Consider the following 16,162-nt stretch of genomic DNA (forward strand, 5'->3'; position numbering starts at 1 on the left):
AGCCCCTATTACTGCGCAGGCTCAACGACAAAGTTATGCACAAAGTCCACCAGACGACCGACATTCTCTTCGGGCGTCTCGGTCAGGATACCGTGGCCGACATTGAAGATGTGGCCAGGGCGTCCACCAGCGCGGCGCAGGATATCGGCGGCGCGGCGCTCAATCTCCGGCCATGGTGCGTGCAGCGTCATCGGATCGAGGTTGCCCTGCACGGCGACCTTGTGGCCCAGGGCGGCCCAGCCCTCATCAAGCTGAACGCGCCAGTCGAGGCCGATTACATCGGCACCGACATCGCTGAGCATCGAGGACATCCCGAACATCTCGGTACCGAAGAAGATGATCGGCACATCAGTGGCGGCGCGCACAGTGGCGATCACCGTCTTGACGTGGGGCAACACATACTCGGCGAAGTCGTTGGGCGAAAGCGCACCGGCCCACGAGTCGAAGATCTGCACAATATCGCAGCCCGCTTCAACCTGCGCGATCAGGTAGTCGCTGACCAACGTATTCAGCTTCTCCATCAGCGCGTGCCAACTCTGCGGATCGCGATACATCAACTGCTTGGTGCGGCGATACTCGCGGCTGCCACCGCCCTCAATCGCATAGCTGGCGAGGGTGAAGGGCGCACCGCTAAAGCCGAAGAGCGGGATACGGCCATTCAGTTCGCGCTGGACAATGCGGATCGCATCGAGCGTATACGCGGTCGTCTCACGCGGGTCACACTGCTTGAGTGCCGCAATATCAGCCGGGCTACGCACGGGATTGTGGATCACCGGGCCTTCACCCTTCTCGAAGGTGAGATCAATACCCAGACCCTCCAGCGGCGGCAGAATATCGGCAAAAATGATCGCCGCGTCAATATCAAACGCTTGGGCAGGCTGGAGCGTCACTTCAGCCGCAACCTCAGGAATCTTGACCATCTGGAGGAAGCCATAGCGCTCGCGCACGGCGCGGTAGACGGACATGTAGCGGCCAGCCTGGCGCATGAGCCAGATCGGAGTGCGGTCAACCGGCTGACGACGAGCGGCTCGAAGAATTCTGTCGTTCATGTTTCTTCCACAATACTGGTGAGGCGAGAGGGTGAGGGTACCATACCCCAACCATCGCCCCCAATCTACTACTACAACTACGCGCCACCACGCATCCAGCGGACGGCATCCTTGGCCCAATAGGTGATAATCATATCGGCACCGGCGCGACGGATGCTCATCAGCGACTCCATCGCCACCCGGCGCTCATCAATCCAGTCCTTCTCAGCCGCAGCCTTAACCATACTGTACTCGCCGCTAACCTGATAGGCTGCGAGGGGGAGCGGGTGGCGATTCTTCACCTCGCGGATGATGTCGAGGTAAGCCAGGGCCGGCTTGACCATGAGCATATCGGCACCCTCCGCCACATCCTGATCGGCCTCGCGGAGCGCCTCAAGGCGATTGGCGGGGTCCATCTGGTACTGGCTGCGATCACCGAAACTAGGGGGGCTTTCGGCGGCATCGCGGAATGGCCCGTAGAAGGCCGAGGAGTACTTGACCGCATAACTCATGATGGAGGTATTGATCAGACCCGCCGAATCAAGGGCAGCCCGGATGGTGCCAATCATACCATCAATCATCCCAGAAGGCGCAATGATGTCGGTACCGGCCTGAGCGTGGACAATCGAAGCTTTACCCAGAATACTCAGGGTCGGATCATTGAGCAGGTAGCCTTCTGGTGCATGCGCGTCATAACCCTCAACCCCTGGGAAGTTGAGGATGCCACAGTGGCCATGATCGGTATACTCACAGCAACACATATCCGAAATGATGATCAGTTCTGGAATGGCCTTCTTGATTGCATAGGCCGCCTGGGGTACGATGCCCTCAGGATCAAAATTCTCGCTCCCCACGGCATCCTTGTGATCAGGAATACCAAACAGCAGCACCGCCGGAATCCCCATCTCGGCCAGCGTCTCGGCCTCACGCACCGCCATATCCACCGAGAGTTGCGAATGGCCGGGCATCGAGGCAATCGGGCGGCTCACGCCACTGCCATGGCGAATAAAGAGCGGAGCAATCAGGTTATTGGCGGAGAGAGTCGTCTCACTCACCATACGACGCATATTCTCACTGAGCCGCAAGCGACGCGGGCGATTGGCAGGGAATGCGGTCATAGGCGCACCTCCATATAGGCAATCAGGGACTCCAGCAGCCCCTCTTCGGTGTAGACCTCGGCCACCACCTGTGGCTCAAGGCCAAATTCTTGACAGACAACCGCCGTTGCGGGGCCAATGCAGGCCAGCACGGTCTTCTGCATGAGCGCGATTGCGTCCGGGCCGACCTTTTCGATAAAGGCACGCACAGTTGAGCCGCTCGTGAAGGTGAGTGCGCCGATGTCGCCCGCAGCCAACAACGCCGCCATATCCACGCCATTATCAGGCGCAGTGACGGTGCGATACGCAATGACCCGATCCACCTCAGCCCCAGCGGCACGTAGAAGATCGGGTAACACCAAGCGGGCAATGTCGGCATTAGGCAACAAGATCCGCGTACCAGTCAGATCGCCCAAACTGGCCGCCAAGCCTTCGGCAATAAATTGCTCAGGCACGGTTGTGGGAGTCAGGCCAAGACGCTTCGCACATGCCTTCGCCGTAACCGGGCCAACCGCTGCCACTTGGAAGGTTCCCGATGGCAGATCGGCGGGCATATGCTCAGCAAGCACCCGCACCACCTGAAGACTCGTCACCAGCAGCCAATCGTACCCACCAGCGGCAAGGCGAGCGAGGGCGGCGTCCAGCGCAGAAGGGTCTTCAGGGGGCGCATAGGCAATCGTCGGATAGATGATCGGCTCAGCCCCCAACTCGCGCAAACGAGCGGCCATACCATCAACTTTACCCGCCGAGCGAGTAATGACGATGCGCTGACCAGCGAGGGCCGAAGGCTGCGGGGTGAGGGCTGCGGGCTGGCTCATCAATGACTCAACTCCTTGTGATACCCTAGCTTACGAAACGCTCGGTAACTGTTCACGCTTAGGATAAATCGAAGCCTTTGTTTGACGCCAAGGCGCAAAGGTTGCAATGAGGGCCGCTAGTAAAGGCTTTGCGCCTTGGCGTCTTTGCGTCAAAACCGGGATGTTAAGAGAACTGTGAACAGTTAGCTTCCCGGAAGCTCAGAACTTAGTCACGCGGTGTGGCCAACTCGGCGAGGATGTCGGAGGCACCCTGCGAGATCAGATCCTCGGCGAGGGCTAGGCCAATCGCCGCCGGATCGGCCAGCGAACCCACCAACTCGCCGCGCACCTGGGTGGTGCCATCGAGCGAGCCGACCATACCGCGCAGGCGCAGGTTCTCGCCTTCAATCACAGCGAAGGCCGCAATTGGCACCTGGCAACCGCCCTCAAGGCGAGCCAGGAAGGCGCGCTCGGCCAACGCCGCCGCCCGTGACGGAGCATGATCGAGGGCAGCGAGCAGACTGATGGTATTGGCATCCTCGGCGCGGCACTCAATCGCCAGAATACCCTGCGAGACAGCGGGCAACATCTGGGTGGTGGGGATGGGCAGGGCCACAAAGCGGGCCTCAACCGCCTCGAAGTGGCGCGGGCCATCAATCGTGGCATCGGTGAAGCCCAGGCGATCCAGACCAGCCGAGGCCAGGATGATCGCCTCGAACTGACCTTCGGCCAGCTTGCGCAGGCGCGTATCAACATTCCCGCGTACATCACGCAGATCGAGGTCGGGGCGAATCGCGCGGATCTGGCAGGCGCGGCGCAGCGAACTCGTACCGACAACCGCGCCCTGGCGCAGCAGCGGCGAATCCTGCATCGAGAAGTTGGAGAGATCGAGATCCCCCACCGCCGACTCCATCACCACCAGCGCATCGCGGGCATCAGCACGCGGAGGGAAGGCGGCCAGAGTCAAGCCATCGGGCACCACCGAGGGCAGATCCTTGCAGCTATGCACACAAAAATCAACCTGATCATCGAGTAGCGCCTGCTCCAACTCCTTCACAAAGAGACCCTTGTCCCCAACTGCCGAGAGGGCGACATCGAGGATACGATCACCCTTGGTGGAGATCATCTGCATCTCGACCTCCAGACCGGCGTGGGCGGCGCGCATGGCGTCGGCCATCATACCGGACTGGGTGACAGCCAACTTCGAGCCACGTGTACCCAGGATGAGCTTTGTTACGTTTGACATCACATCTACCTTAAAAAAAGAAATCGTACATGACGATGAGTGCCGCCGGACCGTCCGACGGCGCTCGCGAACCAACGGAACATTAACGTCGTTCGGCAATAGCAGCGTGCTCTAGGTTGAAGAGATCGCTCAACATTGCGGCATAGCGCTGGCCATCGCCCTGGGCGGCGGCATCACGCAGGCGGCGGGTGGGCGAGTGGAGCAGTTTATTCACAATGCTGCGGCTGAGCGCCTCGACCACATTACGCTGCTCCGGCGAGAGCGAATTGAGTCGCCGCAGGGCGCGATCCAGTTCACTGGAACGCAGACTCTCGGCATACTCGCGCAGGCTGGTCAGGGTCGGCACCGCCTCCTGGCTGCGCACCCAGCCCATGAAGGCATCAACCTCACTCTGAGCAATCGATTCGGCCATCGTGGTCAGCGCGGAGCGCTGATCCAGGGTTGCCCGCACCACTTCCTGAAGATCGTCCACGGTACAGAGGTGGACACCATGGAGTTGGCCAACATCACCGGCAATGTCACGCGGCACTGCCAAGTCAATCAGCAACATCGAAGGCGGCGGCTCGCCATCGTGGCGGGCGCGCTGTTTGGCGTGCATCGCATCGAGAATATGCTGGCGATAGATCACCGGCACGGGAGCAGCGGTCGAACTGATCACAATATCGGCATGGGCCAGAGCCATCGGCAGATCCTCGAAGGCCAGTGCCTCGGCACCATAACGCTCGGCCAGTTCGCGGCCACGCGCCATAGTACGATTAACAATCGTAAGCCGATCCGCACCATTGGCAAGCAGGTTCTGAGCCGCCAGTTCGCTCACCTCACCACCGCCGACGAGCAGCACCGAGCGACCCTTCAGATCGCCGAGGCGCTGACGGGCCAACTCGACACCCGCCTGGGAGACACTCGCCGCCCCCTGGCCAAGCGCGGTCTCGTGGCGCACGCGCTTCCCGGCGGTAAGTGCGTGCTGGAAGAGACGGTGCAGCACCGGGCCGACCGTCCCCGCCTGTTGCGCAATCTCAAAGGCATTGCGCACTTGGCCCTGAATCTGCGCTTCGCCAATCACCAGCGAGCGCAGGCCAGAGGAGGTGGCACACAGATGGTTGGCCACATCCTCACCATTGTGAAAGAAGAGCGTATGGACAAAATGCTTCTCCTCAAGACCGTGGAACTCGGCGAGGAAATCCGCCAAACTCTGCGCAGTGGCATTGTCGGACGAGACCCCATAGATCTCAACCCGGTTACAGGTCGAGAGGATCACGGCTTCACTAAGGAGCGGACTGCGATGCCCACGGGGCATCGTCAATTGCATGAGTGCCGCAGGAATGTCGGTAGCGTTGAAGGCCAGGCACTCGCGGATTTCCACCGGCGCGGTTGTGTGATCGAGGCCAGCTAGCAGGAGGTTCATTACGCGACCCTCTGAGTATATTTGAAATTCATCCTAAATCTGAACAAATCTGAGCAGTAATGCGTCGCATCACAAAGTCTGTAGGCCAAAAAAATCAGGCATCACCGATGACAGCAATAAGCTGGGTCATTGAGACCTGATCATTGCGGAAGGCCGAGACATCAATCCGACGCAGCATAAACAAGGCCACACAGAGCATCAAGGACTCCAGGAAGAAGACCGTAACATAGCCAGACAAGTCGCTCATCAGCACCCGTCCAACGACATCACGAACCCCACCGGCGAGCAGGTTTCCCAGCCCACGAGCGGACGAATCGGCCACACCCCAGGCACCAATGAAGAGCCCCACCTTTTCCGGGGTGGTCATATCAAGCATCAGCGCGAGGTTTGTGGTGGTTGCAATACCCGTACCAAAACCGAGCAGTGCAATCGCCGGTACAAAGAGCGGTTGATAGTGCAACATACCACTCAGTGCAATCAGAAAGAGCCCCAATGCCGCAATCGTGCCACCGAGCGTCGCCCCAGACTTCTTACTCATAAAGCGGCTGAGCAGCATCCCTTGGAGCAAAAGCGCCACCAACGTTGAGGCCCCCCAGATCGCGGTGAGCTGGGTCGTCTCGCGAACACTCATCCCGAATGCAACCGCCCCGAAGGGTTCCAGCAAGACATCCTGACCCAAAATAGACGCCAGCATCAGCATCAGATAGACGAAGAAGAAACGTGCATGGGGGTTAGCGATGACGGCCCCAATCGCCTCCTTCGTGCTATGCCGTTCACCGAGCGTAACCGTGGCGTTACGCGGTTCCAACCCGACCAAACCAAGCGTACCGAGCGCCAACGAGGCTCCACCACAGACCATAAAGACCTGGATCAGTTTCTCGTGACTATACTCGTCGAGTGCTCGTCCGGTGAGGATCGCAGTCACAATGACCGAGGTGATCATCATGAACCACATGACCGCAATGGTACTAGAACGCTGGTACTCCTCCGAGAGATCGCTCGCAAGCGAAAGATAGGAGACGACAGCAAGGTTGAAGCCAACACCCCAGGCAAGGAAGACTAGCACGGATGCGAGCAGTCCGAGCCAGAAGTTGCTGTCCATCAGCAGTGCGGCCCAGGGAGTCAGCGAGGCACCACCCGCACACAGGAGAATACCGGCAGCGATGTAGGGAGTACGGCGGTAACCCCATAACGGATGGTGATCCGAGTATTGCCCAATCCAGACTTGGGCCGGTGAGAGTAGGTAGGGAATCACGATCAGTGCCGCGACCAGTGTCGGCAAAAATCCCAGTTCGTGAATCATGATCCGATTCAGTACCCCGGTAATCGGGACAAGTGTCACCGCTACCGCAACATGGAGCAGACCGAGCCGGATGTTCTTAAGGAACGTCATGAGCCTCTCTCTGTGTGATACCTAATTCCTGATCGATCATGTGATCCGGCTAACGTACCGATGCAACAGCCGGACGATTCTTCAAGTAGGCGGCGACTTGTTCAGCCATATTGACGGCATTGCGCCAGCACTTGGGCATACCGACACCGCCACGGTAACTTCCGATGAAGGTGAGTCCTGGGCGGGTGCGTTCCAAGTTTTCGAGTGCCGCCATGGCCTCGGTATGGCCAAAGTTGTATTGGGCCACCGCACGTGGCCAGCGGGTCAGATTAACAACCTCAGGTGTCCCAGTGGCTCCGATCACCGCTTGATTATCGGCAATCGCACGGGCGATGAGTTCATCATCGGTCTGTTCGGGGCGGATCGGGTTGATCTCGCCACCCATCAGGTTAATGGTGAGCACGCGCCCCGCAGGCGCAAAGGGTGGGAAGAGGGTCGAGGCGGAGAGAATACCCAAGAAGTTGCGTCGCTCACACGAGGGTGCGAGCACCCCAAAGCCATCCACCGGGCGGGTGACTTGGTTCTCGCGGTAGCCCAGGTTGACTACGGCCATTGAGGAGTAGCGGATACCGCGCAGCCCCTTGGCGGCAGCCGGATCAAGCTCGGCGATCAGGTCGGCAGCGGCGTAGGCCGGTGCGGCGATGATCACGCTGGCAGCCTCAATCGTCTCGACCTGTCCATCGCGCTCCACCACCAACGTCCACCCCTCAGCAACCGGGTAGAGCGTGGTGACGCGGGCATTCTTCCAGACGCGCTGCTCGCCCAGCACCTTAGCCATCGTCTTGGGCCACTCGGCAACGCCACCCTTAAAGTTGAAGGTGACGCTACGCATCTTGGGGCCAAGCGGCTTGGCCTTCTTCCCACCAGCAGCCTGCTTGGCCTTGCCCGCACCCAGGAAGCCCTTGATGATGCTACCGCCACGCTGTTCAGCCTCCCAGAGCGAGGGGAAGGTGGCCTTGATCGACATCTTGGAGGGATCGCCCGAATAGACCCCAGAGACGAAGGGGTCAATCATGCGCTCCATCACCTCCGGGCCAATGCGGCGGCTAAAGAAACTGGCCACACTCTCATCAGGGCTGGTGGCGCGGGGGATGAATGGCTCCCGCAGCACGCGCAGCTTGGACTTCATCGAGACATGTTCCATGCGGATCAAGCCGATGGGGTCGTTGGGAATCTCCAGCGGCTGGCCATCCTTGAGGAAGTAGCGCCGCTTGCCAGCCCGTCCGGCGACCACCATTCGATCACGCATCCCCAGGTCGTCAAATTCAGTCCACATGCGCGGATCTTTGGATGCCAACGTATTCGGACCACAATCGAGGACATAGCCCTCAGGGGTGACAATGCTGCGCATGACACCACCGACCTCAGCGCCAGCCTCAACCACCAGCACATCTAGCCCACGCTTGAAGAGGGTATAGGCTGCACTCAGCCCACTGATCCCAGCACCAACCACGACAACATCGTAGCTATTCATCAGTCACTGCTCCTCTTACGCCGCAGGCAACCCCACCACGCAAGATCACACCTACTGCCTCAATCACGAATGGTCAACCGCAATCCCCTCAAGGCGATCCTCAAGGTCGGCATAGATCTCGCGCAGCCGATCCAGGGTCTCAGGATCAGCATCCCAGAAGCCACGCCCACTCGACTCAAGCAGGCGACGTACCACCCCAACCGCAGCGGTCGGGTTGAGCGCGGCCAAACGCTCGCGCATCGCTTCATCGAGTACGAAGGTTTCGGCGACACTCTGGTAGACCCAGCTATCTACTGCGCCCGCCGTGGCGCTCCAGCCATAGGTATTGTTGACACGGGCCTCGATTTCGCGCGCCCCCTCATAACCGTGGCTCAGCATCGCCTCGTACCACTTGGGGTTGAGCAGCTTAGCGCGGGTCTCCATACGCACCGCTTGGTCGAGCGAACTGACCCGGTTATTGGTACCAAGCGCATCGGCAACCATCGTCTTGGGCTTGCTGCCGCGCAGGATTTCGACGCTCTTGGTGATACCACCCAGGTTATCGTAGTAGTTATCAATGTCGGAAAGACCGACCTCGAAGCTATCAATGTTCTGGAAGCTGGCGTCTACCGTACCGAGCGCCTTCTCTAGCACGGCGCGTGACTCGCGCCACTGACCATTGGTACCGAGGCTGAAACTCTTGCGGCTGAGGAAGGCTTCACCAAGCTGGGTATCATCGTCCCAGGTGCCGCTATCCACCAGATTATTGACGTTGGCCCCATAGCTCCCCGGCGCATTCGAGAAGACGCGAGCGGCAGCCTCCTCAACCGGGATCTGAAGCTCAGCCGCCTGAGCGACCGCGTGGGCGCGCACAAAGTTCTGCTCGGCTGGCTCATCGGCCAGCGCCGCCAAGCGCGCCGCCTTGTCAATCAACTGCATCTGGTTGCCCAGCAGGTCGCGGAAGATACCGCTGACCGTGACTACCGCATCCACACGCGGGCGGCCCAGTTCTTCCAGCGGAATGAGCGCCACATCGGTGACATTACCCAACTCGTCAACCACCGGGCGTGCGCCATAGAGCCAGAGGACTTGGCCAACACCCTCGCAATCCGACTTGAGGTTATCGCTACCCCAGAGCACAATGGCAACCGTTTGCGGCAGCGCACCCTGATCCACCACGAGGCGCGCCAAGAGTTCATTCACGAGGCGACCAGCGCGCTCCATGGCGGCAGTCGAAGGCACACGGTAGGGATCGAGGCTATAGACATTGCGCCCGGTGGGCAGCACGCCGGGATCGCGCACCACATCGTTACTGGGCGAGGGCTGAATGAAGCCACCGCGCAGACCGTGGAGCAAGCCCTGCACCTCTTGGGGTGCGAGCAACTTAGCCAACAGATCGCCCAGGAAGGTCCACATCTCATTGAGCGATCCCGGAGCCACCCCTGCCGTCTCGCGCAGATAGAGATCAGCGCGGTGGTGGCGGTCGCCGGGGGCACTCAGCACAAACTGGCGAATCGCCTCTTTGCAGATCGTCTCCACCTGACGCCACTGCTCCTGCGCCGCCGCATCGCTGGTGATCCGCTCGCGCAAGGCGGCATAATCATAGCCAACACTAGCGGCAACAAGCGCCGGGAAGGTGGCCGGACTCTTGCGGGTAGCAGGGCGGAAACTGGCAGTGAGCGCGAGGAAGTCCACCAACTCGGCGGGCACGGGCGACTTACCGAGCACATGCAGACCAGAGGGGATCATGCGCTCCTCAATCTGGAGCAACTCGTGGCCAATCGTACCCACATAGGCATCGGGGCGGTCGGGGGTAAACGCAGCCGTCATGCCCAACTTCTCGGCCTGTGTACGCACATCCTCCAACAACTCCGCATCGGGGGCGCTACGGTAGCGATCCAGCGTATCCTTGAGGGTACGCAGCCCCTTATAAAGCCCAGCCTGCTGGAGCGGCGGCACGAGGTAACTGACCAGCGTCGCGGCGCTACGGCGTTTGGCGATAGCGGCCTCGCTGGGGTTATTGACGCTGTAATAGTAGAAATTGGGCAACTCACCGATCAGGCGCGAGGGCCAGCAGGTCGCACCCATCCCCACCTGCTTACCGGGCATAAACTCCAGCGCACCATGAGTACCGAAGTGAACCACCGCATCCGCGCCATAGACATAGCGCAGCCAGGCATAGAAGGCTGCGAAGGCGTGATTGGGCGAGGCATCCTTGGCCATCAGCAGGCGCATTGGGTCGCGCTCATAGCCGAAGGAGGGCTGAACACCAATAAAGACATTCCCCAACTGGCGACCGAGGATATAGAAATTGGCCCCATCGTTGAGCAACTCACCGGGAGCGCGGCCCCAGAAGGGTTCAATCTCGGTTTCGGCGGGGAAGAGCTTGCGGTAGTCATTGACGGGGAGGCGGGCGGCGACATTCGAGTCGGTACCATTGGCCAGCGCGTTCCCCTCAACAATCATGCGGCGCAGTTCATCGGCACTGGCGGGCACCTCAACGGTATAACCATCGGACTTAAGGGCACGCAGCAACTCGTAGAGGCTCTGGAAGACATCCAGATAGGCGGCGGTACCCACATTCCCCAGATTGGGCGGATAGTTGAAGATGACCAGCGCCAGCTTCTTCTGCGCATTGGGCTTATGACGCAGGGCAACGCGGCGGGCAGCGCGATCCGCGATCTGACTAATCTCGGCATCGAGCGGGAACATACCATCGCTGGAACCACTCGGCCCACAGAAGACCAGCGGCTCAGCGGCACCCTCAAGCTCCGGGATCGCCACACTCAACGCCGCCTGCACCGGCACCAAACCGGTCGCATCGGCGCGCCAATCATCAATGCGCTGCAAGGTCAGCGGCACCAGACCAACATAGCCCACATCAAGCTGCCGCAACGTCTCGCGGGCTTCAACGGGGCGGCTCTCGGCGGGGCCACCCACCAGCGAAAAGCCGGTAGCATTGATCAGCAGATCAACCTGAGCATGCTTCTTATCCGCCCGGAAGAAGGTCTCAACCGCCGGACGCTGATCGAGGCCCGACGCATAGGCGAGGCGCACCGCGAGGCCACGCGCCTCTAGAGCGTGGATGAGCGACTTGAGATGGGCCGTATTGCCACTCAGCACCACCCCCCGCAGCGCGATGACACCGACCGTCCCGACATCACCGGGCTTCAGGGCGGGCTTGCGGGTGCCAGCGGCGGGCTTACGGCCACGCAGCCACTTATCATAGTCAGCCAGACGCTCAAAGGGCTGGGGCGCATCGGGATGGAAGAGGGCAGTTTCGGGGTAACTGAGCGGATCAGCCTGGGGCAACTTGCCATGCATACCGGGCACATAGACATCGGCCAGCATACAGAGCATGCGGTAGAGATTTTCGGGCGAGGGATTGAGCCAGTACTGATGCGACGCGGCAAAGGCATAAATATCACGCGCCTTACCGGGGATAATCTTGAGTACCTTACTCAGATTGCGCAACACCGCCAACTGACGGCGCGCCTCACCGGCCCCACCCTGCGGGCGCAGCTTCTTGATCCACTGCTGCATCAGCCCAGGTTTCTCATCTTCATCACGCTGGCGCATATCGAACTTCCCGATATGGGTGCAATGGATGAGTGCAGGGTTAGAAGTAATAATCAAGACTGGACACGGAGCCGCCCGCAACAATTTCTCTAGGGGGCGAACATACTCCTCGCCAAAGAGGCGCGCACCAAAAATAAAGGCGGCCCCGGAGAGATCCTGCTCCAAGCGCCGCCAACCTGCCGGATCACGCAACGAAGACGCATCATGGAACGCAACCGTCAGTGTAACCCCATGTTCACGGCGGACGCGATCAGCGGCCTGACGCAACGCAGCAGCATGGTTTCCATCAAGGGTAAGAAAAACAAAGCGCATAATTTCCTCGTGCCTTGTAGTACAGAGTATGAACTACCCCAACGCGATCAGCGCTGATCGCGAATGATCCATGCCCAGTTGAAACGATACGGTTCAACCGGGGCATCCATCATCCTCTGGAGGCCTCCACCAACATCACGTGGTAGAAGCCCTTACCGACCCGCTCGGCGCGGCGGAAGCGCATACCTGAGTCTGCCAGCGCCTGACGAACCGTGGCCTCACGGATCATCTGGATATCGGTTCGACGCTGACTATGGGGGAAATAGCCACCGACGCGGTGCATTGCCGCCAAGACGGGGCTATAGGGTGCATAGGTGAAGAGTAGGGTACCGCGACAGAGGCTTGCGAGGTGGGAGAGCATCGCGGCAAATGGCTCGGCTGGATAATGGATCAAGACATCAAAACAGTTCACGAGGTCGTAGCTCCCCGTGATACTCTCAAGATCCGATGCCCAGCAAGAGACCCTATCGGAGAGACCAGCAGCGGCAGCAGCGCGAGCGGTGGCGGCGGCCATCTGCGGAGCAAGATCAGACGAAGCAACCTTAAAACCACGTCGGGCGAGGGCGAGGCTGAAGAGCCCCGTACCACAACCAGCGTCGAGGGCGGTAAGCCCGGTGGCCGAAGGGAACGCCTCACCAACCCACGAGTCAGCAACGCCCAACATGACATTATGACCAGCCCGGATCGTATTGCGCACCACCGAGAGCCTCGCGTCGCCATAGATCGCAGACCAGCGAGCGAAACCTACTCCGTCGAAATAGCGACGAAGGTGCGCTTTATGCTGTGTAACGTCCACCTGTATACCCTTGCTGATAGCTCTGATCGACTGTGTGTGGTCTGTCCGCACACCCGATCAAACCACGTCCGCAGGAAGTGATGCTCGAGTGGTAGTACGGAGTTAAAACTACGCTTTTGCAGCACGATTATAACATGATAGTCAATACTCGTGAATAAATGCAAAGGCTGAACAAAAGTTGTGCGTCCAACGTCATTTCGCACTAGGACGCGCTAAAAGCCACTTTACCACTTCCGATAGAAGAAGAAAAATCGCGGAATTGCACAGCTTTTGCTCAAAAAAAGGCAACAAGAAACGCGAAACATGACATATACGTTTCGCGTTTGGGCAATCCAGATGTACGTTTGGGGTCTTTAGCGCTCACTCGATGGTGTTGGGAGAAGCAGACTAAAGGTACTTCCTTGGCCGAGAGCACTCTCAACCCAGATCTTACCATTGAGCAACTCCACCAAAGGCTTGACGAGCGAGAGTCCCAGACCCGTGCCACCAGCCTCAATCTTGAGTGGATTTTCGGTACGGTAGAAGCGGTCAAAGATCCGGCCAATATCTTCGCGATCAATACCCACCCCGGTATCGCGGATATTCACCTGCACATAGCGTTTTTCAGCGGTGACGCCACTCCGCAGGTAATCGGGCAACTCGTCAACGCGAGCTTCGTAGGCTTCGACGGTAATCTTACCGCCCTTGGGCGTATACTTGACGGCATTCGAGAGCAGATTGAAGAGGATCTGATGCAAGCGATAGGCATCAGCGCGCACCAGGGGCATACCGGGCGGGATACTAATATTCAGTTCATGTTCGCGGGCCGCCACCGCCGTTTGGATCTCCGAGATGACGCCACTCAGCACCTCAACCAGATGCAACGAGCGCCACTCCAGATCAACACTGCCCGACTCAATTTTAGTTATGTCAAGAACATCGTTAATCAGCGCAATCATTCGCTCCGTATTGGAGTGAATGGTATTGACAAACTCGCGCTGGGTATCATTAAGCGGACCAAGGCCACCCATAGCGAGGAGTTGGGTAAAACCCTTGATCGCAGTCATCGGGGTACGCAACTCATGCGACATGGTGCCGATGAACTCTGTCTTGAGGCGGTCGGCCTCAATTTCGCGGGTAATATCGCGTACAACAAGGAGGGCACCCAGAAGTTGGCCATCTTCCTTGAGCACCGGCCCCATCGTCATACTGATCATCCGCATGCCAACCTTGGCGGTCGAGGTAAAGATACGGCGCTGTTGCTGAGCATCAAGCGGACGGGCGAGAAGTTCCGTGAGCGGTATCTCGGAAGAGCGGGAAGCAAGGTAACGATTGATAATATCGTGGAGGTTCCAGAGCAACAGATCCTCAATCGTGCGCCCAAGGGTGGTACCGGCGGCCTCGTTGGCCATCAGCACCGAGCCATAGAGATCACAGACAATCACACCATCTGCGAGGTTCTGGAGAATAGCCTCAATCTGGCTGGCCTCAGTCTGTTGACGGTCGAGCAATTCATAGCGTCGTTCAGCCTCAGCGGTAATCATCTGGAAGAGATTAGCGTTATTGACCCCAATCGCAATCGGGCCAGCACAGGCATGGACGAGGCGCAGGTGGCCTTCGTGGAAGAAGCCCGATGTACGGTGCGAGATCGAGATTACCCCCAAGACTTCCCCCTGCATGAGGAGAGGCACCGCAATCATTGAGCCATCGCGTTTGCGCAACGGTTCACCGGGGACGGAGAGCCAGCGCTCATCGGTACTAATATCATCAATCAGCGCCCCCTTACGGTGCTGCGCCACCCAACCCGCCACCCCCGATCCAATTGGGAAGCGGATATAGTTACCGGGGCTGGCCGGAACACCATAGACCGCACGGGTGACCAGCAGGCTATCCTCGCTCTCGGTGAGCATGATCGAGGCATGTTCAGCCTGACACATGTTGGCCACCAAGGTAAGCGACGTATTCAAGATCGAGTCCAGATCGAGGGTACTACTGACTTCGATTGAAATCTGGTTGATCGTGGCGAGGCGATCCTTCTCCTCTTGAAGTTGGCGGGTTCGTTCTTCAACCCGCTGCTCCAGTTCCACATTCAGCGAACGCACCTTAGCATAGAGTTGGGCGTTCTGAAGGGCAATCGCCGCCTGGCTGATCACACCTTGAGTCAGATCTTGTTGAAAGCGCAGATGTTGCACGGAAAGGGGATCTTGCAGAGTAACCACACCAATCGCATGGTCGTGGAGCATCATGGGCAAGGCCATAACCCCGCAACCCTCACGGTACCACGCACCTTGCTGGGAAGCATCGGGGGTCTTCTCAAACTGAATACGACTAGAGGTAAAGGCGCGTACCACCAGATCATGGGTATCTTGAAGGTGGACACGGAGCCCACGACTAGCTTCAGCATCCTCGCCGGACACATACTCAGCCAGCAACTGATCAGGATCATCGGTAGCAGGCATCCAGACCGCTACATGGACGACATCCGTCAAGCGGTGGAGGTTCGTCACCACCAATTCAAGTAGTTGTTCACGATCCAGGCTCGCGGAGAGGTGCTGAGAGATATCGTTCAGCGCCTTGAGTTGTAGGGCGCGTTGGTCGGCTGCCGAGGAGGCTAAATCAAGACTCTCGGCAATAAACTCGCGCTCGCGCAGCGCCTCGGCATTATGTGCTGCCCAAGCATCAGTGAGGGTACTCAGCAGATACTCGAAGAGAGTCTCAAACTCATCGATCAAGGCGAGTAGCTGCGCGGGGTCATCGAGTTTATGATGCAGGAGGGTACGGAAACAACGACGGAACTCAAAAGCGCGGTTCAGACGGTCATTCAGTGCCTGATCGTGGATATCATCATTATAACTAATCGCCTGGAGGCGAGTGGTGAGGGCTTCGCAATCACCGGCAGATGCCTCGATCAGAAGATCATAGAGTTCATCAACACTAAAAACCGTCGTGATTAATGTCCCGGTATCTGTATAGCGCTCATGGCGCGGCACCAGCGAACCACCGATGAGATCGGCCCATGGTGTAGCAAGATCAAGGCGATGGGCAGAGAGCCATGTGGTAAGTTCGTTCCGCATCGG

The 16,162-nt window shown here is 58.9% G+C and carries 10 protein-coding genes; all 10 read right to left on the minus strand.

Translation table 11 applies throughout. The annotated features are described in order from the left end of the window. Positions 1 to 8: 8 nt before the first annotated feature. On the minus strand, positions 9 to 1,049 hold the full coding sequence (gene hemE, locus EKD03_RS04415; RefSeq protein WP_129627987.1) for a uroporphyrinogen decarboxylase: 1,041 nt from the start codon (positions 1,047 to 1,049) through the stop codon (positions 9 to 11). A 77-nt stretch (positions 1,050 to 1,126) separates the two neighbouring features. Continuing rightward, on the minus strand, positions 1,127 to 2,146 hold the full coding sequence (hemB, locus tag EKD03_RS04420; RefSeq protein ID WP_129627989.1) for a porphobilinogen synthase: 1,020 nt from the start codon (positions 2,144 to 2,146) through the stop codon (positions 1,127 to 1,129). Further along, positions 2,143 to 2,943, minus strand: a complete 801-nt coding sequence (locus EKD03_RS04425; RefSeq protein ID WP_129627991.1) for a uroporphyrinogen-III synthase — start codon at positions 2,941 to 2,943, stop codon at positions 2,143 to 2,145. The genes hemB and EKD03_RS04425 overlap by 4 nt, the downstream gene beginning before the upstream one ends. A gap of 205 nt (positions 2,944 to 3,148) precedes the next feature. Continuing rightward, entirely contained in the window at positions 3,149 to 4,168 is a 1,020-nt protein-coding gene (gene hemC / locus EKD03_RS04430; RefSeq protein ID WP_129627993.1) for a hydroxymethylbilane synthase, read from the minus strand. An 82-nt stretch (positions 4,169 to 4,250) separates the two neighbouring features. Then, positions 4,251 to 5,573: a glutamyl-tRNA reductase gene (hemA, locus tag EKD03_RS04435; protein WP_129627995.1), complete on the minus strand. Its 1,323-nt coding sequence runs from the start codon at positions 5,571 to 5,573 to the stop codon at positions 4,251 to 4,253. 94 nt (positions 5,574 to 5,667) lie between these two features. Further along, positions 5,668 to 6,966: a BCD family MFS transporter gene (locus EKD03_RS04440; protein ID WP_129627997.1), complete on the minus strand. Its 1,299-nt coding sequence runs from the start codon at positions 6,964 to 6,966 to the stop codon at positions 5,668 to 5,670. A 49-nt stretch (positions 6,967 to 7,015) separates the two neighbouring features. Next, positions 7,016 to 8,440, minus strand: coding sequence for a protoporphyrinogen oxidase (hemG, locus tag EKD03_RS04445; RefSeq protein ID WP_129627999.1), 1,425 nt, complete (start codon positions 8,438 to 8,440; stop codon positions 7,016 to 7,018). Positions 8,441 to 8,503: 63 nt separating this feature from the next. Beyond that, entirely contained in the window at positions 8,504 to 12,340 is a 3,837-nt protein-coding gene (locus EKD03_RS04450) for a magnesium chelatase subunit H (RefSeq protein WP_274542393.1), read from the minus strand. 79 nt (positions 12,341 to 12,419) lie between these two features. Then, entirely contained in the window at positions 12,420 to 13,106 is a 687-nt protein-coding gene (gene bchM, locus EKD03_RS04455) for a magnesium protoporphyrin IX methyltransferase (RefSeq protein ID WP_129628003.1), read from the minus strand. Between the two features lie 353 nt (positions 13,107 to 13,459). Beyond that, positions 13,460 to 16,159 (minus strand): ATP-binding protein, encoded by a 2,700-nt coding sequence (locus tag EKD03_RS04460; protein WP_129628005.1) that lies wholly within the window; start codon positions 16,157 to 16,159, stop codon positions 13,460 to 13,462. Positions 16,160 to 16,162: the final 3 nt, after the last annotated feature.

The sequence above is a fragment of the Candidatus Oscillochloris fontis genome (genome assembly GCF_004138135.1).
GTDB classification, from domain to species: Bacteria; Chloroflexota; Chloroflexia; order Chloroflexales; family Chloroflexaceae; genus Oscillochloris; species Oscillochloris fontis.